Raw genomic sequence first — 24,803 nt, 5'->3', positions numbered from 1 at the left:
CCGGGCTCGGCGATGCCCTGCTCCACCAGCCGCTGCAGCGCCCGGTCGTTGAGCTCGGCGGCCGACATCTCGCTGGTGTCGAAGGGCAGCGAGACCACCCCGCGATAGAGCGCCATGCGCCGCTGGGCCACCGGGTTGTGGGCCAGGCCGACAATGGGCAGCCCCGAGCTGATCCGCGAGGCGATCAGCGGTGTGTAGCCGGAGGCGGTCATGCAGGCGATGGCGGCCACCCCGGCGAGGTGGTTGGCGGCGTACATGGCGGAGAGCGCGATGGTCTCGTCGACCTGGCTGAAGCCCTCGTGGATGCGGTGGCCGGACTCCTGGATGCGCCGCTCGCGCTCGGCGCCCAGGCAGACCCGGTCCATGGCCGCGACGGTCTCCACCGGGAAGTCGCCGGCGGCGGTCTCGGCGGAGAGCATCACCGCATCGGTGCCGTCGAGCACCGCATTGGCCACGTCGAACACCTCGGCCCGGGTGGGCAGCGGCGACTCGATCATCGACTCCATCATCTGGGTGGCGGTGATCACCGCGCGGTTCAGCGTGCGGGCGTGCTTGATGATGCGCTTCTGGGTGCCGATCAACGCGGCGTCGCCGATCTCCACGCCCAGGTCGCCGCGCGCCACCATCACCGCCTCGCTGGCGCGGATGATGGCGTCCAGCGTGGCGTCGTCAGCTACCGCCTCGGCGCGCTCCAGCTTGGCCACCAGGCCGATCTCGCGGCCGGCCTCGCCGAGCCGCTTGCGAGCCTCGACCATGTCGGCGGCGCTGCGCGGGAAGGAGATCGCCAGGTAGTCGACGCCGATCGCCACGGCGGTCTCCAGGTCGGCCTTGTCCTTCTCGGTGAGGGCCGGGGCCGAGAGGCCGCCGCCCTGCTTGTTGATGCCCTTGTTGTTGGAGAGCGTGCCGCCTACCACCACGCTGGTGTGGATCAGGTGGTCGGCGACCCGGTTGACGTCGAGCACCACCCGGCCGTCGTCGAGCAGCAGGCGGTCGCCGGGGCCGACGTCGTCGGCCAGGGTCTTGTAGTCGCAGCCGACGCGGGTCTCGTCGCCCTGGTCGCTGCCCAGGCCCATGTCGAGGATGAAGGACTGCCCCTCCTCGAGCTCCACGGCGCCCGCCTTGAAGCGGGCGATGCGGATCTTGGGGCCCTGGAGGTCGCCCAGGGCGGCGACGCTGCGCCCCAGGCGGTCGGCGATGGCGCGGACCCGTTCGAGGCGGCGGCGGTGGTCATCGGGGCTGCCGTGGGAGAAGTTGAGGCGCACCACGTCGACGCCGGCCTCGAGCATCGCCTCGAGGACCCCCTCCCGGTCGCTGGCCGGGCCCAGGGTGGCGACGATCTTGGTGCGACGGATGGGGGTGTGCAGTGGGGTGGTCGACATGTCGTGCTCCTCCGGTGGACGCGGGTTGTTATCCGTTCACGATAACGCCTTCAAGGTAAGTTTACTACATTGTGGTCTATTTTGAGCCTTCCCGCAGGCCCCAATGACGGGCCATTCTGCGAGGTTTGGCTATCCGATGTGCGGGATATTAGTGGTGTTCCGGCGTCAGAGTGAAATTCTATATGTTGTAAAGTTACTAAAAAGTGCTTGAGCCCTGGCCAGGACTGGTCCACATTATGGGGCAGATGACACGTGGCCCACCGCGCAGGGATGAAGATCGCGCAGGCACGACGCGAGCCGGGCGCCCGCCAGGACTCTCTTGCCCAGCGGCTCCGCCACGACCCATAGAACGCTACTGGACCGAGGAGAACAACGCCATGACGCTCAAGATCGCCATCAACGGTTTCGGCCGCATTGGTCGCAACGTGCTGCGTGCCCTGTACGAGAACGGCTATCGCAACCGCGTGCAGGTGGTCGCCATCAACGACCTCGGCGACCCGTCGCTGAATGCGCATCTGCTGCGCCATGACACCGTGCACGGTCACTTCCCCTTCGCCGTCGAGCACGACGAGGAGAGCATGACCGTGGATGGCCAGCGCATCGCCATCCTCTCCGAGCGGGACCCGGCGGCGCTGCCCTGGGCGGCCCTGGGCGTGGACCTGGTGATGGAGTGCACCGGCCTGTTCACCAAGCGCGAGGCCGCCGCCAAGCACCTCGCGGCCGGCGCCGAGCGTGTGCTGATCTCGGCGCCGAGCCCCGATGCCGACGCCACCGTGGTGTACGGCGTCAACGAGGACGTGCTTACGCCCGAACACAAGGTGGTCTCCAACGCCTCCTGCACCACCAACTGCCTGGCCCCGGTGGCCCAGGCGCTCCACGAGGCGGTGGGCATCGAGAACGGCCTGATGACCACGGTGCACGCCTACACCAATGACCAGAACCTCTCCGACGTCTATCACAAGGATCCCTACCGGGCGCGCAGCGCGACCCACTCGATGATCCCCACCAAGACCGGCGCCGCCGCCGCGGTGGGCCTGGTGCTGCCGGCGCTCAAGGGCAAGTTCGACGGCCTGGCCGTGCGCGTTCCGGTGATCAACGTCTCGCTGGTCGACCTGGTGTTCACCGCCGGTCGCGAGACCACCAGGGAAGAGATCAACGAGATCGTGGCCAGCGCCGCCGAGGCCTCCCCGGTGCTGGCGGTCAACGCCCAGCCGCTGGTCTCCATCGACTTCAACCACGATGCCCACTCCTCGACCTTCGATGCCAACCACACCCGGGTGAACGGTCGCCTGGTCAAGGTGATGGCCTGGTACGACAACGAGTGGGGCTTCTCCAACCGCATGCTGGATACCGCCCTGGCCATGCACGCGGCCGCCGGACGCAAGCGCGACGCCGCCTGATACCCGGCCGTCCCTGACGGCCACCCCCGCGCCGTGCGGTATCATGACGCCGGGCCACCACCGTGGCCCGGCGTCGTCTCGTTCACGGATGGATGAAACCCAAGGAAGGCCCATGTCGCTCCCCGACTACTCCTGGCTGGCCTGGACCCTCATCGTGGTGTCCACCTACCTGACCGGTGTCTCCAAGGGGGGATTCGCCGGCGGCTTCGGCACCCTCTCGGTGCCGCTGATGGCGCTCGCCATCGGCCCCGTCGAGGCGGCCGGGCTGCTGTTGCCGCTGCTGCTGGTGATGGATGCCTTCACGGTGAAGGCCTGGTGGGGGCATCACGACCGCGCCGAGGTGCGCCGCGTGCTCCCTGGGCTGGCCATCGGGGTGGTCATCGGCACCCTGTTGATCGGTCGCCTGGACGAGGATGGCGTGCGCCTGCTGCTCGGCGTGATCTCCCTGCTGTTCGCCGCCTACATGCTGCTCAAGCCCAGCGTGGGGCGTCCCCTCTCGACCCGCTGGGCGCTGCCGGCCGGGGTCGGCTGCGGCTTCACCAGCTTCCTGGCCCATGCCGGGGCACCGCCGCTCAACCTCTACCTGGTTCCCCGGCGGCTGAGCAAGGAGGCCTTCATCGCCACCAGCGCGATCCTCTTCGCCGCGGTCAACCTGATGAAGTTGCCGCCCTACCTGTGGCTCGGCGAGATCAACCTGACCAGCGCCGGGGCCTCGCTGGTGCTGGTGCCGGTGGCCTGGGCCGGGGTGCGCAGTGGCCTGTGGCTGCAGCACCGGGTCAGCGAACGCCTCTTCTACCGGCTGGTGATCCTGGCCATGGCCATCGTCGGCCTGCAGCTGCTGGTCCGGGCGCTGGGCTAAGCCTCAGGTCGGGATATGCCAGGTCCCCCGGCACTGGCTGCCGGGAAAGAGCCGCTGGGCGGTATCGGCGTTGCGCCGTTCGGCGAGGCTGTCGCGTCCGGCACCCAGGGCCGCCAGTAACGCGTCGTCGGCATGGCGCACGGTGAGCAGGGTCAGGTCGTCCCGGCGCTCCACCGCATAGTCGGCACACAGCGACGCGACCAGCGGCTCGAGGCGCTCGGGATGGCCATCCAGGCAGAGCGAGAGGCGCATGGCCCCGGTGTCGACCAGACCGGCATGCAGCCCGGCCTCCACCAGTCGGCCGAGGATGTCGTGCTGGCGGGCCTCGTCCATGAAGGCGAAGTCCCGGGGGCGGACCTCCAGCAGCGTCTGCGCTTCGCGCAGGACCAGGGAGGGCGTCTGGGTGTCGAACCGGGTGTCCCGGCCGATGGTGCTGGGCGGCGCCTCGAGGTCCTGGAAGGAGCGTACCGTCAGCGGGATCGCCTTCTGCTGCAGCGGCCCCAGGGTCTTGGGGTGGATCACCTTGGCACCGTGCCAGGCCAGCTCGATGGCCTCGCGGTAGGAGATCCGCTCGAGCTGCACCGCGTTGTCGAAGCGTCGCGGGTCGGCATTGAAGAGCCCCGGCACGTCCTTCCAGATGGTGACCTCCTCCGCCTCGAGGCAGTGGGCGAGGATCGCCGCGCTGTAGTCGGAGCCCTCGCGGCCCAGGGTGGTCGAGATGCCCTCGGCGGTGCCGCCGATGAAGCCCTGGGTGACCCGGATCCTGTCGTCTGCCGCCAGGCCGCGCACCTTCTCGGCGGTGGCCTGCCAGTCGACGTTGGCCGCCTGGTGGCAGTCGTCGGTGACCACCAGCTCCCGGGCATCGAGCCACTCGGTCGCCATGCCGGCCTCCTCCAGCCAGGCGCTGACGATGGTGGTGGAGAGCAACTCGCCGAAGCAGACGGTCTGGTCATAGTGGAAGGGGCGCTCGCGGCCCGCATGGCGGCGATGGCGGCGGTCGAGCTCGGTGATCAGCGCCTCGACCCGCTCGGCCACGGGGCCGGTCCTGGCGCCGAACAGGCTCTCCACCGCGGCCAGGTGGTCGCGGCGCAGGGTCTCGAGGCGGTCGCGATAGTCATCCGCCTCGCCCTCCCGTGCCGCGGCCAGCAGCGCCTCCAGGGCATTGGTGGTCTTGCCCATGGCCGAGACCACCACGATCAGGGGACGTGACCGGAACCGGGCCAGCAGCTCGCCCAGTCGACGGATGGCCGCGGCGTCCTGGATCGAGGCACCGCCGAACTTGAAGACCTGGGTCATCCGAATCCTCCCGCCGTTCACTGTGGTGACTGCTGCTACCTTGCGTGAAATCGCCGCCCGGGGAAAGGGCGTGGTCGGCCGGCGACACGACCAGAACAGGCACCCTCGGGTGCCTGTCGTGTAGTGCCTGTCGGGTCCTTGGTGGGCGTCAGCTCAGCCGCTGCCGGTAGTCCTCATAGCCGAAGCGCTTCACCGTGCGCACCTCGCGGCTGGCCTCGTCGATCCGGCAGATCGACGGCAGGCGCATGCCGTTGAAGGTGGTGGTCTTCACCATGGTGTAGTGGGCCATGTCGGTGAACACCAGGCGGTCGCCGATCGCAAGCGGGGTGTCGAAGCTGTACTCGCCCACCACGTCGCCGGCCAGACAGGTCAGCCCGCCCAGCCGATAGGTATGGGCCTTCTCGCCGGGCTCGCCGGCGCCGATGATCTCGGGCCGGTAGGGCATCTCCAGCACGTCGGGCATGTGCGCCGTGGCCGAGGTGTCGAGGATGGCGATGGCGCCGTCGTTCTCGACGATGTCCAGCACGCTGCACACTAGGTACCCGGTGTTGAGCGCGATCGCCTCGCCGGGCTCCAGGTAGACCTCGAGGTGCGGGTGGCGTGCCTTGAAGTCGCGAACCAGCCGCACCAGCCGCTCCACGTCATAATCCTCGCGGGTGATGTGGTGGCCGCCGCCGAAGTTCACCCACTTCCTGCCGGCGAGATGCCGACCGAAGCGCTCCTCGAAGGCGGCCAGGGTGTGCTCCAGGGCGTCGCTGTTCTGCTCGCACAGGGTGTGGAAATGCAGGCCCTCCAGGCCGGCGAGGTCCACGCCCTCCAGGTCCACGGCCCGGGTGCCCAGCCGTGAGCCGGGGGCGCAGGGGTCGTAGAGCGCCACCTTGCCCTCGGAGTACTCCGGGTTGACCCGCAGGCCACAGGAGACCCGCCGCGGCGCCTGGGCCACCAGCTCGCGGAAGCGCTGCCACTGGGCCGGGGAATTGAAGCTGAGGTGGTCCGCATACTGCAGCACCACCGCCATCTCCGCCTCGCTGAAGGCCGGCGAGTAGCAGTGGACCTCACCGCCGAAGGTCTCGTCACCCAACTGCGCCTCGTCCTGGCCGCTCGCCGTGGTGCCCACCAGGTACTGGCGGACCAGCGGAAAGGTGTCCCACATGGCGAAGCCCTTCAGCGCCAGCAGGATGCGCGCGCCGCTCTGCTCCTGGACCCGCCGCAGCAGCTCCAGGTTACGGCGCAGCAAGGCGTCGTCCACCACGTAGGCGGGCGACGGACAGGCCCCAATGTCGAAGGGGTAAGCATCGAACGGATAGGCGATCTGGCTCATGTCGTGCTCAGGCCAGCGGGTCGGCATCGGGGTCGAGCTCGACCATCTGCCAGGGCAGGCCCATGTCACCGATACGCTCCATGAAGGGGTCCGGGTCGAGCTGCTCGACGTTGAACACGCCGTCGCCCTTCCACAGGCCCTCAAGCATCAGCATGGCGCCGGTGACCGCCGGGACGCCGGTGGTGTAGGAGATCGCCTGGGACTGCACCTCGGCGTAGCACTTCTCGTGGTCGCAGATGTTGTAGATGTGCACCTTGCGTCGCTTGCCGTCCTTGATGCCGTCGAGGATCACGCCGATGTTGGTCTTGCCCTTGGTGCGCGGGCCGAGCGAGGCCGGGTCCGGCAGCACCGCCTTGAGGAACTGCAGCGGCGTGATCTCGCGGCCCTCGAACTCGATCGGCTCGATGCTGGTCATGCCGACGCTCTCGAGCACCTTGAGGTGGGTGATGTACTTCTCGGAGAAGGTCATCCAGAAGCGGATGCGCTTCAGGCCCTTGATGTTCTGGCTGAGGGACTCGAGCTCCTCGTGGTAGAGCAGGTAGAGGTCCTTCTCGCCGATGCCGTCGAAGTCGAAGGTACGCTTCTCGGCCAGCGGCGCGGTTTCCTTCCACTCGCCCTCTTCCCAGTAGCGGCCGTTGGCGGTGATCTCGCGGATGTTGATCTCGGGATTGAAGTTGGTGGCGAACGGATAGCCGTGGTCGCCGCCGTTGGCATCCAGGATGTCGATGCGGTGGATCTCGTCGAACAGGTTCTTCTGGCCCCAGGCGCAGTAGATGTTGGTCATGCCCGGGTCGAAGCCGCAGCCCAGGGTGGCCATGTTGCCGGCCTTGGCGTAGCGCTCCTGGAAGGCCCACTGCTCCTTGTACTCGAACTTGGCCTCGTCCGGGTGCTCGTAGTTGGCGGTGTCCAGGTAGGGCACGCCGGTGCGCAGGCAGGCCTCCATGATGGTCAGGTCCTGATAGGGCAGGGCCACGTGGATCAGCACGTCGGGCTGGAACGACTCGATCAGCGCGACCAGTGCCTCGACGTCGTCGGCATCGACCTCGGCGGTCTGGATGGGGCGCTCCAGCTGGGCCGCGATGGCGCGGCACTTGGCCTGGTTGCGGCTGGCCAGGCAGATCTCGCTGAACACTTCGGGATGCTGGGCGCACTTGTGGGTGACGACACCGCCGACGCCGCCGGCGCCGATAATCAGGACTTTGCTCATGGGGGTTCGAATCCAGATCGGGAAAATATCAACAATGGTAGGGTCTTATCGGTAATTGGAGCGCCTTGGCGCGTCCGGACCCGATGCCACCCCGGTCTCACTCTCGCCTGGCCGGTCGCATGGGCCGGCGAGTGGGCGCTGATAATGGCGCCCCCTGAGGCTGGTCGCAAGAGGTTTTCACGTCAAGGCTAATACGAAAGTCGGGGCCGAGATGGGCCGTTTCACGAGCCATGTGCAGGTCGACGGGCGGGCGAGGCAGGACCGGTTGGGCGGAAACGAAAAAAGCGCCCGTAGGCGCTTGATTCGTCGACTGTTTGGTGGAGGCGGCGGGAATTGAACCCGCGTCCGCCGGCACTCACCCATTGGCTCTACATGCTTAGTTTCGTCTTTTGATTTAACGCGACTGGCTCCGACGAGCAGGATCCAGCCACGCGATTCCTCTGAGTTTTAACGACCGGCGAGAGGACACCACCGATCGCGATCCCATCAGTCGTCGCTCGTATCCCCTCCGTGATGAATGGGCACATCACTTCGGGGCCGGGCTAGAAGCTAGCGGCGTTTAAGCTGCCAGCGCGCCCTGAGCGTAGTTGTCGTCGTTTGCGACTATTCAATCGTGATGTTGTATTTACGAGATACATCACGCTCTCGGCATGCACCTCAGGGATTGTCACCGGCGTCGAAACCGTGTCGCCCCCGTAATGCGCATCCTAACAGGATGTGCAGTTCTGTGACACCTCAGGCCTTGGTTTGTTCCCGCATGATGCGACCCTTCTGGCGCTGCCAGTCGCGGTCCTTCTCGGTGGCCCGCTTGTCGTGCAGCTTCTTGCCGGTTACCAGGGCCAGCTCGCACTTGACCCGGTTGTTCTTCCAGTAGAGCTTGAGCGGCACACAGGTATGGCCCTTCTCCTGGGTGCGCGAGAAGATCTTGGCAATCTCCTTGCGATGCAGCAGCAGCTTGCGGGTGCGCGTGGGATCCGCCACCTCATGGGTGCTGGCGGTGTTGAGCGGCATGACATGGCTGCCCAGCAGCCAGGCCTCGCCGTTCTTGACCAGGATATAGGTGTCGGTGAGCTGCGCCTTGCCGGCCCGCAGGCTCTTCACTTCCCAGCCGGCCAGCACCAGGCCGGCCTCGAAGGTCTCGTCGATGTGGTACTCGAAGCGAGCCTTCTTGTTCTGGGCGATGACGTTGTTGCCGGGCCCCTTGCTCTTGCCTTTCTTGTTGGCCATGAAACCTCGTGTCCTGTATCTGCCGGTGGCGCTGCCCCTTCGATGTGGGGGGAAGCGTGGTACCATTCAAGGCCTGAAATAACCGCTCATGATACGCCCTGGGCACTGTGAAGTCAGCGGAGAGCTCAATGCCAACGGTCAATCGGTCCGCCATGGTGCGGCACACCCCCAAGGACATGTTCGACCTGGTCAACGACTTCGAGCGCTATCCGGAGTTCCTGCCCGGGTGCCGGCGTGCGCGCCTGCTCGAGCGCGATGACTCGCACCTGATCGGGGAGATGACGCTGGGGCGGGCCGGGATCGAGCAGAGCTTCACCACCCGCAACGACCTGATCGAGCCCGAGCGCATCGAGATGTCGCTGGTCAGCGGCCCCTTCAAGCGCCTGCGGGGGCGCTGGCTGTTCCTGCCCATGGGCGAGCGGGCCTGCAAGGTGAGCCTCGAGCTGGAGTTCGAGTTCGCCAACCGCCTGCTGGGCATGGCCTTCGGCAAGCTCTTCCAGCAGGTGGCCGGCCAGCTGGTGGACTCCTTCACCCGCCGGGCGGACAACCTCTATGGTCGCTAGCACGCCCGCCATGCTCGATGTCGAGGTGGCCTTCGCGCTGCCCGAGCGGCAGCGGATCATTTCGCTCGCGGTGCCAGAGGGCACCACGGCGCGCCAGGCGGTGGCGATGGCAGGGTTGGCGGAGGCGTTTCCCGAGCTGCCCCCGACGACCTTCCGTGAGGCCGACCTGGGCATCTTCGGCAAGCGGCTGCGCGACCCGGACGCGGTGCGGCTGCGCGCCGGCGATCGGGTCGAGGTCTATCGCCCGCTGCAGCTCGATCCCAAGGCGGCGCGCAGCGCGCGGGCCGCCCACGAGAAACGCTGACGCCCCGGCGGTTACCGGGGCGCCAGGCGGGGCGGGGACGGGCTCAGAGGCTGTCGGCCGACGTCTCGCCGCCCTGGGGCGTGGTGACGCCGCCGTCCGGTGTGGTCGGCTGGGTGGCGGGGCCGCTGCCCTCGACGCTGGGGCCGGCCCCCTGGTCATCGGGCAGCTGGATGTCGCCGGAGATATTGCCCTCGCGCTCGATGCCGGCCAGGCGCTCGCCCTGGAAGGTCAGGGTGACCCGGCGCTGCTCCACGCCGCCATAGGCCTCGTCGAGGCGATAGACATAGTCCCACTGGCTGGCATCGAAGGGGGCCTCGAGCAGGGGGCTGCCCATCAGGTCGACCACCTGCTGCCGGCTCATGCCCGGCTGCAGCTGCTCGACCATGGCCTCGGTCACCAGGTTGCCCTGGGGCAGGTCGCGCTTGTACACGCCGAAATAGCTGCAACCGCTGATCATCAGCAGGGCGACGGAAAGGGTGACGATTCTGGTCAGCTTTTGCATTTGCGCCTGTTCTTCACTATCGTGGATTCGGTCGATCATAACCGACCCTACCCGATACTGCGAAGAGCGACCATGGCCGACCAGAACCATGAATTGCGCAAGGCCGGTCTCAAAGTGACCCTGCCGCGCGTCAAGATCCTGCAGATCCTCGAGAATGCCTCCGAGCAGCACCACCTGAGTGCCGAGGACGTCTACAAGACCCTGCTGGATGCGGGCGAGGACGTGGGCCTGGCCACCGTCTATCGCGTGCTGACCCAGTTCGAGTCCGCCGGCCTGGTGATCCGCCACAACTTCGATGGCGGTCATGCGGTCTTCGAGCTCTCCCAGGAGGAACACCACGACCACATGGTGTGCCTGGAGAGCGGCGAGATCATCGAGTTCTTCGACGAGACCATCGAGCGTCGCCAGCAGGAGATCGCCGAGGAACACGGCTTCGAGCTGGTCGACCATGCGCTGGTGCTCTACGTGAGACCCCGCGGCTCCCGGGCGACCCGCCAGGAAGGCATCCAGAAGAAGTGACCTCGCCCCGCTGAACCCGCCAGGACACGAACGCGGCCCCGATCCTCGGATCGGGGCCGCGTTGCGTCAGGGCCGGGCGCTCAGTGGTGGGCGCGCTGGCTGGCGTCGAGCATCTCTCGGGCATGGGCCAGGGTGCGGTCGGAGAGGTTCACCCCGCCCAGCATGCGGGCCAGCTCGCCGACCCGGCCGGCCTCGTCGAGCAGCGCCATGCGGGTCAGGGTGGAGGCCTCGCCGGCCTGCTTCTCGATGTGCAGGTGGTGGTGCGCTTGGGCGGCGACCTGGGGCAGGTGGGTCACGGTCATCACCTGGCCGTTGTGGCCGAGCCGGCGCAGCAGCTGGCCGACGATCTCGGCGGTGGCGCCGGAGACGCCCACGTCCACCTCGTCGAACACCAGGCTGGCGATGGTCGAGTGCTGGGCCGCCACCACCTGGATCGCCAGGCTGATGCGCGAGAGCTCGCCGCCGGAGGCGACCTTGGCCAGCGGCCGGGCCGGCTGGCCAGGGTTGGCGCTGATCAGCATGCGAGCGATCTCTAGCCCCTCGGCGGCCGGGGTCTCGCGGGCCGCCAGCTCGACCTCGAAGGTCGCCTTGTCCATGGCCAGGAAGGCCAGCTGCTCCTGCACGGCCTCGCCGAAGCGGCGGGCGGCCTGCTGGCGGGCCCGGGAGATCACGGTGGCCTGTTCCTGCCAGCGGCGCTTCAGGGTCTCGGCCTCGGCGGCCAGCGCCTCCAGGTCGCCGTCGCCGCCCTCCAGGCCCTCGAGCTCGTCGGCCAGCCGCCGGTGCAGGGCGAGGAGCTCCTCGGGCAGCACATGGTGCTTGCGGGCGATGCGATGCACCTCCCCCAGGCGCGCCTCGACCCAGGCCAGCCGCTCCGGGTCCAGTTCGACGCTGCCGGCGAAATGGCCGAGCTCGCGGCTGGCCTCCTCGACCTGGATGCGCGCATCGCCGAGCATGGCGAGGGTATCGGCCAGGCTGCCCCGCTCGCTGCCCGGCAGTGCCGAGAGGTGCTGGATCGCCTGGTTGAGCAGTGACAGGGCACCACCCTCGTCGCCGTCGCAGCAATCGGCGGCGAACTGGGCCTCGCGCAGCCGCTCCTCGGCGTGGGCCAGCTCTTCCTGCTCCTCCTCGAGCCCCTTGAGCTCGTCCTCGGCCAGGGCCAGCTGGTCGAGTTCCTCGACCTGGTAGCGCAGCAGCTGGCGGCGGGCGCGGATCTCGTCGCCGTCCTCGGCCAGGCGCTCGAGGCGGCGGCGGGTCGCCTGCCAGTCGCGGAAGGCCTGGCGCATCCCGGCCACCTGCTCACGGTGACCGGCGAAGTCGTCGAGCAGGCGCAGGTGGGTCTCCTCGTGCAGCAGCGCCTGGTGGGCATGCTGGCCATGGATCTCGATGAGGTGCTCGCCCAGGGCGCGCAGGTCGGCCACCGTGGCCGGTTGGCCGTTGATCCAGGCCTTGGAGCGCCCGGCCCGGGTGACCACCCGGCGCAGCAGGCAGTCGTCCGTGGGCAGCTCGCGGGCCTCGAGCCAGGCGCGGGCCGCGGGCAGCGCCTGGAGGTCGAAGCGGGCGCTGAGGTCGGCGCGCTCGCGGCCATGGCGCACGCTGGCGCTGTCGGCGCGCTCGCCCAGGCAGAGCCCCAGGGCGCCCAGCAGGATGGACTTGCCGGCCCCCGTCTCGCCGGTGATGGCGGTCATGCCGCCGGAAAGCTCCAGCTCGAGGTGGTCGACGATGGCGAAGTCGCGAATGGCAAGCTCTGACAGCATGGTGCCTCCCGGGGCCTGTCTAGGAATACTCAGTCTGTAACTGCCTGGGTCTGTAACTGCGCAGTCTTTAACTACTGTTCATCCATACACGTGTTGTGTGTTTATACAGTAGTCAAGGGTCGCCCACAATGCACGTCCGGCGTCGTCGCCCGATGACGCCTTGAGTTCGCCACGGCCAGCCCCATATACCCCGCAGACACGCACTCAAGCCATCATTCATGCCTTGCCAGCGGCTTCTGGCCGCTGATTGCCATTCAGGAGACCCACATGGCCAAAGACCCCCAGACCCCGCTGGACGACGAACTCGCTCGCGAGGAGCAGGAAGCCGAGCCGCAGGCCGAGCCCGAGACCGTGGAGGGAGAGCTGGAGGACGCCATCGAGGGCGCCGAGCAGGCCGCCACCGAGGCCCAGGCTGCGGACAATCCCGAGGCCGAGGTGCTGGCCGCCCGGGTCGAGGAGCTCGAGCAGAGCGTCGCCGAGGCCAAGGACCAGGCCATGCGTGCCGCCGCCGAGGCGCAGAACGTGCGCCGCCGGGCGGAGCAGGAGGCCGAGAAGTCGCGCAAGTTCGCCCTCGAGAAGTTCGTCAAGGAACTGCTGCCGGTGGTCGACAGCCTGGAGAAGGCGCTGGACGCCATGCAGGACGGCGCCAGCGAGGCGCACCGCGAGGGCGTCTCCATGACCCTCAAGATGCAGCACGACGTGCTGGCCAAGTTCGGCGTCGAGGTGGTGGAGCCCCACGGCGAGCCCTTCGACCCGCAGTACCACGAGGCCATGGCCATGGTGCCCAACCCCGAGATGGAGCCCAACACCGTCATGGAAGTGATGCAGAAGGGCTACCTGCTCAACGGGCGTCTGATACGCCCGGCCATGGTGGTGGTCAGCCAGGCCGCCGGCTGAGGCCGGGCCATACAAAAGCGGCCCTCGGGTCTTGAAAAGGTCTCGAGGGCCCCCAGATAGACGGCAACCCCGCGGTGAAAGCCGCAGACGACGAATTCAACTGCACTAATTTCGAGGATTTCCTATGGGACGCATCATCGGTATTGACCTGGGGACCACCAACTCCTGTGTCGCCGTGCTCGACGGTGACCAGGCCAAGGTGATCGAGAACGCGGAAGGCGCACGCACCACGCCCTCCATCATCGCCTACACCGAAGACGGCGAGATCCTGGTGGGCCAGGCGGCCAAGCGCCAGGCGGTGACCAACCCCGAGAACACCCTGTACGCCATCAAGCGCCTGATCGGCCGTCGCTTCAAGGACGACGTCGTCCAGAAGGACATCAAGATGGTGCCCTACGCCATCTCCGAGGCCGACAACGGTGACGCCTGGGTGGAAGTGAAGGGCAAGAAGCTCGCCCCGCCGCAGGTCAGCGCCGAAGTGCTGAAGAAGATGAAGAAGACCGCGGAAGACTACCTGGGTGAGGAAGTCACCGAGGCGGTCATCACCGTGCCGGCCTACTTCAACGACAGCCAGCGTCAGGCCACCAAGGATGCCGGCCGCATCGCCGGCCTCGAGGTCAAGCGCATCATCAACGAGCCGACCGCGGCGGCCCTGGCCTACGGCATGGACAAGGCGCGCGGCGACAAGACCATCGCCGTCTACGACCTGGGCGGCGGCACCTTCGACATCTCCATCATCGAGGTGGCGGATGTCGACGGCGAGACCCAGTTCGAGGTGCTGGCCACCAACGGCGACACCTTCCTGGGCGGCGAGGACTTCGACCTCAAGTTGATCAACTACCTGGTCGACCAGTTCAAGGCCGACAGCGGCATCGACCTCTCCGGCGACAACCTGGCCATGCAGCGCCTCAAGGAAGCCGCCGAGAAGGCCAAGATCGAGCTCTCCAGCGCCCAGCAGACCGACGTCAACCTGCCGTACATCACGGCCGACAACACCGGTCCCAAGCACCTCAACGTCAAGGTGACCCGCGCCAAGCTGGAATCGCTGGTCGAGGACCTGGTCAAGCGCTCCATGGAGCCGTGCAAGACCGCGCTCAAGGATGCCGGCCTGTCCGCCTCCGAGATCGACGACGTCATCCTGGTCGGCGGCCAGACCCGCATGCCCATGGTGCAGAAGTCCGTGGCCGACTTCTTCGGCAAGGACGCCCGCAAGGACGTCAACCCGGACGAGGCCGTGGCCGTGGGTGCGGCGATCCAGGGCGGTGTGCTGGGCGGCGACGTCAAGGACGTGCTGCTGCTCGACGTCACCCCGCTGACCCTGGGCATCGAGACCCTGGGCGGCGTGATGACCCCGCTGATCGAGAAGAACACCACCATCCCGACCAAGAAGACCCAGACCTTCTCGACCGCGGATGACAACCAGACCGCCGTGACCATCCACGTGCTGCAGGGCGAGCGCAAGCAGGCGGGCGGCAACAAGTCGCTGGGCCGCTTCGACCTGGCCGACATCCCGCCGGCGCCGCGCGGCGTGCCGCAGATCGAGGTCGCCTTCGACCTGGACGCCAACGGCATCCTGCACGTGTCCGCCAAGGACAAGGCCACCGGCAAGGAGCAGTCGATCGTCATCAAGGCCTCCAGCGGCCTCTCCGAGGACGAGATCGAGCAGATGGTCCAGGACGCCGAGGCCCATGCCGACGAGGACAAGAAGTTCGAGGAGCTGGTCCAGCTGCGCAACCAGGCCGACGGCATGGTTCACGCCGCCCGCAAGACCCTCGAGGAGGCCGGCGACAAGGCCAGCGACGAGGAGAAGCAGGCCATCGAGAGCGCCGCGACCGAGCTGGAAGAGGCGATCAAGGGCGACGACAAGGACGACATCCAGGCCAAGCTGGACAAGCTGACCGAGGCCTCCGGCAACCTGGCGCAGAAGATGTACGCCGAGCAGGGCGAGGCTGCCCAGGGCGCCGAGGCCGGCAGCGAGGCTGGCGCCAAGCAGGAAGATGACGTGGTCGACGCCGAGTACGAAGAAGTCAACGACGACCAGAAAAAGCAGTAAACCACGACATCTTAACCACGGATGACGCCAGCGCGGGGGCCTGACTCCCGCGTTGGTGTTTCCGCAGAGTCCCTACGGAGGCGGACAGACTCATGTCCAAGCGTGACTACTACGAAGTACTGGGCGTCGAGCGCGGTGCCGACCAGAAGGACATCAAGAAGGCCTACCGACGCCTCGCCCAGAAATTCCACCCGGACCGCAATCCGGAGGATGACACTGCGGCGGAGAAGTTTCGCGAGGTCTCGGAGGCCTACGAGGTCCTGAGCGACAGCGAGAAGCGCGCCGCCTATGACCAGTTCGGCCATGCCGGCGTCGACGAGCAGGCCGGTGGTTTCGGCGGGGGCGGCTTCGGCGGTGCCGGGGCCGGCGGCTTCAGCGACATCTTCGGCGACGTGTTCGGCGACATCTTCGGCGGGGGCGGCGGTCGCCGCCACCCCAATGCGCCGCAGCGTGGCAGCGACCTGCGCTACAACCTCGAGCTCGACCTCGAGGACGCCGTGGCCGGCACCAGCGTGGACATCCGCGTGCCGCGCCACATCGAGTGCGAGCGCTGCGACGGCGGCGGTGCCGAGCCGGGCTCCAGCAAGGAGACCTGCCCGACCTGTAACGGCATGGGCCAGGTGCGCATGCAGCAGGGCTTCTTCGCCGTGCAGCAGACCTGCCCGACCTGCCACGGCAGCGGCCAGCACATCAAGGTGCCGTGCCACAAGTGCCACGGCGAGGGCCGGGTGCGCGAGACCCGCACCCTCTCGGTGAAGATCCCGGCCGGCGTGGATACCGGCGACCGCATCCGCCTCAACGGCGAGGGCGAGGCCGGCATCAACGGGGGCCCGCCCGGGGACCTCTACGTCCAGGTGGCGATCAAGCCGCACCACATCTTCGAGCGCGACGGCCGCCACCTGCAGTGCGAGGTGCCGATCAACTTCGTCGACGCCGCCCTCGGCGGTGAGCTGGAGGTGCCGACCCTGGACGGCCGGGTCAAGCTGAAGATCCCGCCTGAGACCCAGACCGGCAAGCTGTTCCGCCTGCGCGGCAAGGGCGTCAAGCCGGTGCGTGGCGGCCCGCCGGGTGACCTGCTCTGCAAGGTCGTCGTCGAGACCCCGGTCAAGCTCAACGAGGAGCAGAAGGACCTGCTGCGAACCTTCCAGGACAGCCTGGGCGGCAGCAACGGCCATCACCACTCGCCGAAGAAGTCGAGCTTCTTCGATGGCGTGAAGAAGTTCTTCGAGGACATGAAGCCGTAAACCTTCAATAAACGGAAATAAAAGGCTCTTGTGCGGTTGGCAAGAGCCTTTTATTTTGCAACCATCATATCCATTGCGCTGTTTAAAGGCAGCTTCCCTGTTTTTTTATCCAGTGTATACACATAAAAAAGCTTTGCATAGCTGAGGTGATGCCAGTTCGTTACGGCATGTCGATAAAATATGGGAGGTTGATTCGGTGCTGGTATGGGCAAACAGGTAACGCTTCGTGAAGCTCTCGAGGTTTTAAAGAAATCCTCGCGTTATGCTGTGGAGGTCGAGTCTATAGAGGATTCGGAACTCTATGCGTATAAACAATACCTCTATGTGCCAAGCCCTGTCGAAAGCGCTTTCGTGGAACGTTTGGAAAAGCTAGCGCCAGGTGAAATAGTATTTTTATGCGGCAGTAGTGGTGACGGCAAGTCTGCCATTATGGCACACCATCACACCACCTATAATGGGCAAGTCCACTTCCGTCTCGATGCAACCCATAGCTTTTCGCCAGCTGAGAGCGCGGTGGACGCCCTGAACAAGCTATTCAGTGATGTGAAGAGGACGGGAGAGCCACTTGCAGTCGGCATCAACGTCGGGATGTTGGCAAACTATGCTCAGGAAGGGGCGGAGGAACATCGAGACATCAAAGACTCCTTTAGGGCTTTTCTAGAATCGAAGCCTGGCAATGCGTGTCATCACTTCATCAGCTTCTCACAGTACCCAAAGTTTCAGCTCTCCGTTGAGGGCGGTAGATCTGCGTTTGCCAGCGCGCTCTTGGGGCGATTGACGAGCACCAGTGCGGATAATCCATTTTTCCGGTTGCTACACGAAGGTTGCCAAGAGGGCAGCGACCAGCAACTCTACGCGAATTTTCGTCTTCTTAGCGATTCAGGTGTCCAGCGTGTAGTTATTAATGAGCTCCTCAAAGCAAGGCTCTTCAACGACCAGTTCCTGACCGCACGGGCGCTGTTAGACTTCTTTCACCACCTGCTAACCGCCAAAGGCTATATTTTCGATAATCTGTTCTCGTCGAGTGATAATGAGCTTGCGCAGCGGATCATTGCTCATGATCCTGCAAGGTTACGGCATCGGGATCTTGACGATTTTGTGCTTCGCCTAAGCCTTGATCTAAGCGATGCTGATTTCCATGTCTTTTTACAACAGTTAGAGGCGGAAGGTATATTTGGGCTAGATAAGCCCGCATCCTTTATCCGGCTCTTCTTTCTTTTGCAGTATAGTGATATTGGTAACAATTACCATCAGCGCTTCGAGGCCTGCTTCAAGTGCCCAATTCTCAACCAGTATGCGCGATTCTGGAGTCTCCATAAAGAGATAGAAGCTACCGCAGCTACTACTGGGTCTGAAGTTAGCACGCTTAGAAGTGAATTTTATAAAGATATTTTTGTATTAGCGCTGACGCGATACGTCAACCGCAACGCCCGCCCACTTAAGAAGCGGCACTTGTTGATTGGCCGACGTGGTGCTTTTGATTTGGCAGCGCACATTGAGATTCATCCGGACTTCGCCCGAATCGCACAAGGGGCGAGTCAGGACATCAACTATTTCAATGCATTTTTCAAGGCAAGCGGCAAGGAGGTGGGACCGGTAAAGATCGGTGCGAGTCTTCTTGATCTGATGCTAAAGATCAAAGCCGGCTACCGTCCGAGTAAGCACGATAAGAGTGTCATTGTGATTCTTGAAGAGATTGTCGAATCCATCATTGAACAGGCTCTCCAAGATAAAACTATCTATGTATACGGTAATGGGCGTTGCGTCGAATTTAAGCAGCTAGAAGATGAATCCATCGAGGTGCAGGGGGAAGTCTGATGGGGCGCGTCATTAATTTACATACCGAGATCAAGAGTAACCCGACAAGCCCCTTCCTGCCAATTAACACTAGCAAGAATGATTTTAAGTGGAATCAGGTGGTTGCTCTATTTCTGTCCGACCTGTTGGGACGCTCAGCTGAAGGGCTCAATACTGAGAAGCTCAAGGAGCACTGTGAACAGCACTTTCGTGGCCAGCTAGATGATCCCAAACAATGGGATCTGCTAGAGGCTATGTACTTCCACAGTAATGTGCTGGGCGACATCACTCCCGAGCTTACGCTGGTTGCTATGCAGTCGCAGCGGTCGTCAACATCCGATCACCGAGTTGCGGATCTATTTGCTTCGCTCCGCGGTAAAGGGGAATACTCAAGCGGCCTAAGCACCCCACTAAACTTCATCGAGAAACAGATCCTAACGATCGCGCAGAAGCATTTGACACATTCGCAGCCGCGTGTGACTCCTCCCTCATATCTCCCTTTCTTATCAGAGTTGTTTCAGCAGGATCTACGCTTTCTTACCTCTAAGCCGCAGATCATGCTATCGCTAATCCAAAGCTTTCTCGAACTGTACGGTTTTCTCTACATCTCTCAGCTTGCCTTAAACCTAAATGAGTGGAAGGACGGTGAACCTCGAAGTAGATCACTCTACTTCATCCTTGAAAATGAGAAAGCCAGCACTGAGCGAAGCCAAATCGCGCGGCACGGATACTATTCTTTGAAGGAACCAGTCAGGCGGCTATTTCCTATTCTCGCGATGCTCGAAACCTTGTTGCCGAGCAATAAAGACCCCGTACGCCTTTGGGAACTACCGGCACTGATTGGCGCTGAAGGACCTTCTAGCACAATCACACAACAACTTGCTGTTTTCGCCTCAGATTTTGCGGCAGATCGCAAGCTACCGCATCCCTCGTCCCACGGCTCGGCGCTAGATTGGATTGAGGGGCTGCTTGAGCTGTCGGTGCAGCAGTTCGGGCCAGGGTCTTCGCGTCAGAGTGCGAATCAGAGAGTCGAGGGGGACGTGCATGAACGGCTTGGGGGGAGCTTCATTCAAGCACGCGGGCGAGCAGGCCGCGTCCTTGTTCTTACTCAAGAGGCTGTGTTGCTACTAGCAAACCTTGCTGTTGGAGAGAGAAGCCGCTTGCGCATGCGCGAGCTGCTTCAGGAATTCGCTGCGCGCGGTGTGTACTTTGACAAACAGTCTGAGCAGGCGCTAATTGAGTTTTTTGAGCGTATCGGTAACGTCGAGCGCATGAGTGACAGTGGGGATGCCGTATATGTGCAAAAGACCTTTTGACACATTCCTCGTAGAGCAGTTCTCTGCGTGGGCACAGCGCCATGCCACACCTGGCTCGCGTTATCAGTTTCGTTCACCGGATAGCACAAACGCTGAGTCGCTCCATGCAGCGCTTATTGATGAGGCGGGTGGGCATGTACAGCTTGGGAAGGTTGCATTGCCTTACCTCTTCTGCGGTGGCGCGCGGGTTATTCCAGTCCTCCAGAATCCTGGAGCGGCGCAGAGTTATTCAGAAAATTACATCTCCTTCCTCCGTGATGAAATCTCACGCCAGGGAGAACCACTCAAAGATTGTGCGCTCCTCATTATCCATAACAGCCTGCTGGACACGTTAATAAACAATGCTGATGACCTTGGTGCAGGTGGTTCTGTATGGAGCCGCGGTTATGTTAAGAGGAGCCTGGAACAGCTCATCAACCAGAAGCTAGGGGCGCAGCGAAAAGTCTCTGAATGCCTGCTTAACTATCAGTTTGACGTTCTCTGCGAAGAGGATGCGACAGTATTTGGCTTTGCACCTCTTTACCATGCGTTGCAAGACGGTCAACTGCGATTTAATGAGCTGGAGCTGCTGCCAGATCCGTTTATCACTGAGGCTAGTGTCACTGATGAGACGCTTATTCGTAAGCGCCTTGACGAGAACCGGCAGCTGTATCGACAGATTCTCAGCGAGGTTGAAGAGTATCCAAATTCCCTACAGTTGCGGTTAAAGGACCGATTTACCGAAGGCTTTATCAAAGAAACCTTCCCGAAAGAGGATCTTGAGCACTGGCAGAGTGTTGATTTTCAAAGATTCCGTGACGACGAGAAAAAGAGCAGCAAACCTGCATTGATCTATGAAAAGTCGGTACTGGATCCAAGCAGCGCTTCGCTCATAGACCGCGCGCAGAACGAGCGAGCAGCTGGCCAACGAAAACGTCATCTTCTGCTACTTGCAGACCCTACAGTTGACGAAATCGAGCTCAGGATTAGCTTTGAGGGATCTGATTTGCAGAACGGCGAGGTCAGACAGGAGGTGCCCTCTGAGCTCGAGCCCAGCCTGGACGTAAGTCGTAGCGGTAAGCGCTCATTCATCAAGCTGCGCATCAAAGTATCGGCTCAGCCTGCTTTCTTTAAGCTTTCTACCTCGCGTGATCGGGCGGCTGAGAAGTATGAGTTTCATTGCCTTCTCCTGCGAAAAGGGTGGTTCTATGTTGGAGGCTTTCGAAACTATTATCTGGTGGACACTAAGCAACAGCAACTTCGTCTGGAGACTGATGCTGAAGCATTACAGATTGGCGAAGGTGGTGGTGAGAGTTTCGTAGTTACCGCCCCAGGAGAGACCGTCAATGGTTTGATCTATTCTAGTGTTGATTTCTCGCAGCTTGCAAACGAGTCAGATAAAGTGGAGTTTCGGCTGGACTGCTACGGTCGCCACCTTGATTTCTTCGTGAAGAGCGAGCCTGCCAGTGATCGTCTCGGAGTGCCACTTCTTTTAGATGGCGATCGGGGTGCCCACCTTTTTGATGATGAGTACAACGGTCAATATAACCCCCGCGGTCGTGTTTCACTCGACAACCGCGAGTACGAAGTCGTCGCAGAGCGCCATATGTTCCTGCGCCGGGAAGCGTTATTCGTCGAGCAACGCGTGGTCGGTTCGAGCGATACAGGCGAGCTCATCAGTCTAAAGGCGCTACGCGAAGCAGATTCAGAACTCGCGGATAGTTATGAGAATCTTTTTGCCTATCTAGACGCTACTGGCACTCTACCCTCTCTAGCTTCCTGGGGACCGAGTTTTCGCCACGTAGTGCGGGGGGTTGTTGAGTCTTCTCTCGCTTACTTAGGTAGTGTTAAACACGACACTGTATTAACGCAGTATCAGCGGCTCGTGATGCATGTCGGGCTATATACGGACGAGGGCACCGAGTACCTCTCTCCGTATCACCCGCTGGTGCTGGCTTACTACCTGTACTTGGCAGAGGCTGCCGCTGGGGAAAAGTCCGTGCGGAGCTTTGCCCACTTGCCCAAGGTAACCCTAGACCGACTGACACCACGTGGCCTGCTGCCCTTTGTCTATGACGAGTTGCATGGGTTTGCGCATGTCCAATCTGTGCCGCATAATGCTTTTTGGCTAAAGCTTGTCCCGCGTGAAGACAGTAGCTACGAGTTTGTCAGAAAGCTTATTAAAGAAAAGCTGCTGGAGTTCAAGAACGCCTTCAGTGCATTGTTCACTGTCCACGAAGAGAGTGAGCTCATCCTTAACGTGGTCAACGGGCTTGACGCGAGTGAGGTGCTGTACGGCATCGTAGAGTATTTTAAACATGCCTTAAATAGAGGTGATGCGAAGCCAACACCGATCCATATTAACTTCTATGATGAGACTCTGAGGTTCAATGCATTTGATGGTTTTTCTGAAGCTGTCGATGCTGCAGATATGCGCCGACAGCTCGGCATGGACAAGGGTGTGGACAAGTCGGTCGCGGATGCTGTTATTGATGCTCTTCGCACTCGCATGTCCTATAGTAAGTTTTCACACAGCGATAGCCCTGATGGGTATTTATATGCTCATATAACTTTTGTTAGAGACGAGGAGCGTGTGGACCGCCAATTCGTGCGTGTAAATGCCTCCTTAAGCGGGGTCGCTGCAAATGGCCTTATCACGGGGGAAGCATCGGAGAATAAAGGGGGCGCGTACTACACTGCCTTCGGCCTGCGAGGAATCGACACTGAGGCTCGGCCGCACCTACAATTGGCCGAACTCTATGGTAGTTTGTGGATGCCCGCGCGCCTTCCGAGTGCGACATATACAGGCAGTAATGCCGTGGCGATCGCGGTTAATGAAGAATTTCGTACGCTTCTCCAGCGCTGCTACAGCAGCAGCATTTGGACCACGCTTATCGATCCGAAGGTAACGCTCGACTTTTTTGACACCCAAGACGGTGTGGTGCTAATTCATTACTCAGATCAGTACACGAGTTCTGCCAGTTACGACGCTGTTACCGTTACTCGCGAGCTTGAGCTCTACAGGAATGTGCTGGAGTCAACCACGGGTGAGCACCGCACTGGCCTGATTAACGAGTTCAATGCTTTCAACGGGCAGTGGCTCTTACACATGCTGACTGCTTCCTCTACGGAGCGGAAGGGCATACAGGGAGTCATCGGAGCTTACAAGTTTGCGTCAACCTTGGTTTTGCAGGCTGACATTACATGGGTGCCGTTTTCCGTCGCTGAGCTTGTTCGTGTTGCTGCCAACAGCGGATTAAAGCTGACCGGAAGTGAGTTTTCTCGCGTGGTCCAAGGCTACCGTTCAGGTGTCATCTCTGATGACGTACTGCTTGTCGGGCTAAAGGACCAACGATTGTACTTGCTTCCTGTCGAGGTGAAGGCTGGTGTCAGGCCAGATTATGATAAAGCTGAAAAGCAGGCTCGGGAGCTTAAGCGGTATCTCACCGAGGACCTTTTAACACCGCGGACGCTAGCCGGCAGACTTTACCGGGCGCTCTTCGCCCGACAGCTTTTCATTCAGATCGAGAAGTACCGGTTATACAACGTGTTCAATGCCGAGTATTTTGACAAGATCCGCGCTCAGCGTGAGGCTTGGCTAGCAGGGGACTACTCCGTCGATGAAGTTAGCGATTATCCCGCAGGTTTTGTTGTGGCGTTCGTTGAAAATGATGCCTGCTTCGAGCCGAGCTATGTCGAGAGCGGGGACATCCTTCGCATTGAGCTGCCTTTCGGCCTTCTAAACGATATTGTGGCGAGGCCTTTGCAGGAGCTAAATAACCTTATAAATGAGAACAACCTATGTAACGTGCCGAGCAAGTACATTCTTGAAGGGACTATACATAGCTTCCCACCGGTTTCTAGTGGTGCCTCCGTAGAGAAGAGTGATTCTTCACCGGCTAATCTTGAACCTTTCGAAGAGGACCCTGAAAAGCCATCTGGAGCTGACGCACTTACGCCTCTTGTCAAGAAGATGCCGGCGACGACGTACTCGGGCCTAGTGGAAGGCTCTCTAAGGATACTCTTTGGTCATGATGTCCTACGCAACCAGCCGATATACTGGGAACCGACAAACACTAGTAAGGTATTCAACACCAATACCGGGATCATCGGCACGATGGGTACGGGAAAGACCCAATTCACTAAGAGTCTCGTCACGCAGTTAGTGCAGAATTTTTCCCATAACGTCGGCGGGAAAAGTATTGGCGTTTTGGTCTTCGATTACAAGGCCGACTACATTAAAGAGGACTTTGTCGCGGCAACGGGAGCGCGGGTGTTCGATCTACATCGGCTGCCGTTTAACCCGTTTGCGCTGCATGGCGACAAGCCTATGTTGCCAGTGCACACCGCGAACCTATTCCGCAGTACAATAGGCAAAGCCTATAACCTTGGAAATCGCCAGCAGAATAAGATACGCACACTGGTTCTTGAGGCCTACAGTCGTGCTGGTATCCACCCAAGCGACGCGAGTACCTGGGATCGTCCAGCACCGACTTTGCAGGATGTATGGGAGCTCTACCAAGAGCAGGACAATGTCGAGCAGGACTCACTCTATGCTGTGCTCGATGATTTGGTGACCTTCCAGATATTCGAGCCTGAGACAGAAAAAACTCGCTCTCTATATGACTTGATCGACGGCGTCAATGTTATCAATCTTTCTGGCTATGATTCGCTGATACAGAACCTTGTGGTTGCCATTACCCTCGATATTTTCTATTCGCAGATGCACCAAAGTGGCAGTTCGGCTCAGGAAGGCGATTATCGGCAGATTACAAAAATGGTTCTCGTCGACGAGGCTGATAATTTTATGTCGCAGGGCTTTGATTCGATTAAGAAGATCCTCAAAGAGGGACGAGAATTTGGTGTTGGAACGATCCTGTCGACTCAGGAAATGACCCATTTCAAGTCCGCGGAGGTCGATTATTCATCTTATATTCTTACTTGGGTTGTGCATCGTGTGTCCCAGATTAAGTCGCAAGACTTAAAAGCAGTGTTCAATCCCGAGGATAAAGCAACAGAAGACCGACTGAGTGCAGAAGTTAGGTCTCTTGGGAAGCATGTAAGCTTGTTGGTGGATGGTGCTAAGCGGGTATCGAAAATACAAGATATGCCTTTTTATAAGATCGTTTAAAATAATATGGATGTGCTTTTTTAAATATTATTAGTGGCCGGTTATTTATTATTAT

General features: G+C 61.8%; 18 protein-coding genes and 1 other RNA gene. 11 read left to right on the top strand and 8 right to left on the bottom strand.

Annotation, left to right across the window (positions count from 1 at the left end; translation table 11 throughout):
• Positions 1–1,379, bottom strand: a 1,379-nt coding sequence (pyk, locus tag QLQ83_RS17870; RefSeq protein ID WP_282736860.1) for a pyruvate kinase, incomplete at its 3' end; no start/stop codon positions are given.
• A 377-nt stretch (positions 1,380–1,756) separates the two neighbouring features.
• On the opposite strand from pyk, the gene gap reads away from it, so the two are divergent.
• Entirely contained in the window at positions 1,757–2,779 is a 1,023-nt protein-coding gene (gene gap, locus QLQ83_RS17865) for a type I glyceraldehyde-3-phosphate dehydrogenase (protein ID WP_282736859.1), read from the top strand.
• A 112-nt stretch (positions 2,780–2,891) separates the two neighbouring features.
• Positions 2,892–3,638 (top strand): sulfite exporter TauE/SafE family protein, encoded by a 747-nt coding sequence (locus tag QLQ83_RS17860; RefSeq protein ID WP_282736858.1) that lies wholly within the window; start codon positions 2,892–2,894, stop codon positions 3,636–3,638.
• Between the two features lie 3 nt (positions 3,639–3,641).
• On the opposite strand, the gene QLQ83_RS17855 is transcribed toward QLQ83_RS17860, so the two are convergent.
• The 5 genes from QLQ83_RS17855 to smpB form a co-directional block, all read right to left on the bottom strand.
• Positions 3,642–4,934: an aspartate kinase gene (locus QLQ83_RS17855; RefSeq protein ID WP_282736857.1), complete on the bottom strand. Its 1,293-nt coding sequence runs from the start codon at positions 4,932–4,934 to the stop codon at positions 3,642–3,644.
• A gap of 148 nt (positions 4,935–5,082) precedes the next feature.
• Positions 5,083–6,255, bottom strand: a complete 1,173-nt coding sequence (gene nspC, locus QLQ83_RS17850) for a carboxynorspermidine decarboxylase (RefSeq protein ID WP_282736856.1) — start codon at positions 6,253–6,255, stop codon at positions 5,083–5,085.
• A gap of 7 nt (positions 6,256–6,262) precedes the next feature.
• Positions 6,263–7,462 carry a saccharopine dehydrogenase family protein gene (locus tag QLQ83_RS17845; protein ID WP_282736855.1) on the bottom strand — a complete coding sequence of 400 codons (1,200 nt, stop codon included), beginning with the start codon at positions 7,460–7,462 and terminating at the stop codon, positions 6,263–6,265.
• A 315-nt stretch (positions 7,463–7,777) separates the two neighbouring features.
• Positions 7,778–8,157, bottom strand: a transfer-messenger RNA (tmRNA) gene (gene ssrA, locus QLQ83_RS17840).
• A 40-nt stretch (positions 8,158–8,197) separates the two neighbouring features.
• The gene (gene smpB, locus QLQ83_RS17835; RefSeq protein WP_282736854.1) at positions 8,198–8,689 is read right to left on the bottom strand and encodes an SsrA-binding protein SmpB; all 492 of its coding nucleotides are present in this window, start codon (positions 8,687–8,689) and stop codon (positions 8,198–8,200) included.
• 128 nt (positions 8,690–8,817) lie between these two features.
• Here smpB and QLQ83_RS17830 point away from each other — a divergent pair, with 128 nt between their 5' ends.
• Both QLQ83_RS17830 and QLQ83_RS17825 read left to right on the top strand, forming a co-directional pair.
• Positions 8,818–9,252, top strand: a complete 435-nt coding sequence (locus tag QLQ83_RS17830) for a type II toxin-antitoxin system RatA family toxin (protein ID WP_106232298.1) — start codon at positions 8,818–8,820, stop codon at positions 9,250–9,252.
• The gene (locus QLQ83_RS17825) at positions 9,242–9,556 is read left to right on the top strand and encodes an RnfH family protein (RefSeq protein WP_282736853.1); all 315 of its coding nucleotides are present in this window, start codon (positions 9,242–9,244) and stop codon (positions 9,554–9,556) included. The genes QLQ83_RS17830 and QLQ83_RS17825 overlap by 11 nt, the downstream gene beginning before the upstream one ends.
• 43 nt (positions 9,557–9,599) lie before the next feature.
• Here QLQ83_RS17825 and QLQ83_RS17820 read toward each other — a convergent pair whose 3' ends face one another.
• Complete coding sequence (locus QLQ83_RS17820; protein ID WP_282736852.1) at positions 9,600–10,058, bottom strand: outer membrane protein assembly factor BamE; 459 nt, start codon at positions 10,056–10,058, stop codon at positions 9,600–9,602.
• A 72-nt stretch (positions 10,059–10,130) separates the two neighbouring features.
• On the opposite strand from QLQ83_RS17820, the gene fur reads away from it, so the two are divergent.
• On the top strand, positions 10,131–10,577 hold the full coding sequence (gene fur / locus QLQ83_RS17815) for a ferric iron uptake transcriptional regulator (RefSeq protein WP_106232295.1): 447 nt from the start codon (positions 10,131–10,133) through the stop codon (positions 10,575–10,577).
• Between the two features lie 80 nt (positions 10,578–10,657).
• Here fur and recN read toward each other — a convergent pair whose 3' ends face one another.
• A complete protein-coding gene (gene recN, locus QLQ83_RS17810; protein ID WP_282736851.1) occupies positions 10,658–12,331 on the bottom strand; it encodes a DNA repair protein RecN in 1,674 nt (557 codons plus the stop codon).
• Between the two features lie 267 nt (positions 12,332–12,598).
• Here recN and grpE point away from each other — a divergent pair, with 267 nt between their 5' ends.
• From grpE to dptH, 6 genes are all read left to right on the top strand, one after another.
• On the top strand, positions 12,599–13,228 hold the full coding sequence (gene grpE / locus QLQ83_RS17805) for a nucleotide exchange factor GrpE (protein WP_282736850.1): 630 nt from the start codon (positions 12,599–12,601) through the stop codon (positions 13,226–13,228).
• Between the two features lie 124 nt (positions 13,229–13,352).
• Complete coding sequence (dnaK, locus tag QLQ83_RS17800; protein ID WP_282736849.1) at positions 13,353–15,281, top strand: molecular chaperone DnaK; 1,929 nt, start codon at positions 13,353–13,355, stop codon at positions 15,279–15,281.
• Positions 15,282–15,373: 92 nt separating this feature from the next.
• Positions 15,374–16,525: a molecular chaperone DnaJ gene (gene dnaJ, locus QLQ83_RS17795; protein ID WP_278032469.1), complete on the top strand. Its 1,152-nt coding sequence runs from the start codon at positions 15,374–15,376 to the stop codon at positions 16,523–16,525.
• Positions 16,526–16,729: 204 nt separating this feature from the next.
• On the top strand, positions 16,730–18,343 hold the full coding sequence (gene dptF, locus QLQ83_RS17790) for a DNA phosphorothioation-dependent restriction protein DptF (RefSeq protein ID WP_282736848.1): 1,614 nt from the start codon (positions 16,730–16,732) through the stop codon (positions 18,341–18,343).
• Positions 18,343–19,638 (top strand): DNA phosphorothioation-dependent restriction protein DptG, encoded by a 1,296-nt coding sequence (gene dptG / locus QLQ83_RS17785; protein WP_282736847.1) that lies wholly within the window; start codon positions 18,343–18,345, stop codon positions 19,636–19,638. The genes dptF and dptG overlap by 1 nt, the downstream gene beginning before the upstream one ends.
• Entirely contained in the window at positions 19,610–24,748 is a 5,139-nt protein-coding gene (gene dptH / locus QLQ83_RS17780) for a DNA phosphorothioation-dependent restriction protein DptH (protein WP_326521422.1), read from the top strand. The genes dptG and dptH overlap by 29 nt, the downstream gene beginning before the upstream one ends.
• Positions 24,749–24,803 lie beyond the last annotated feature (55 nt).

The sequence above is a fragment of the Halomonas rhizosphaerae genome (assembly GCF_030010555.1).
Lineage (GTDB): Bacteria > Pseudomonadota > Gammaproteobacteria > Pseudomonadales > Halomonadaceae > Halomonas > Halomonas rhizosphaerae.
Note: the sequence above shows the minus strand (reverse complement) of the source record. Positions and strands in the feature narration are given on the sequence as shown.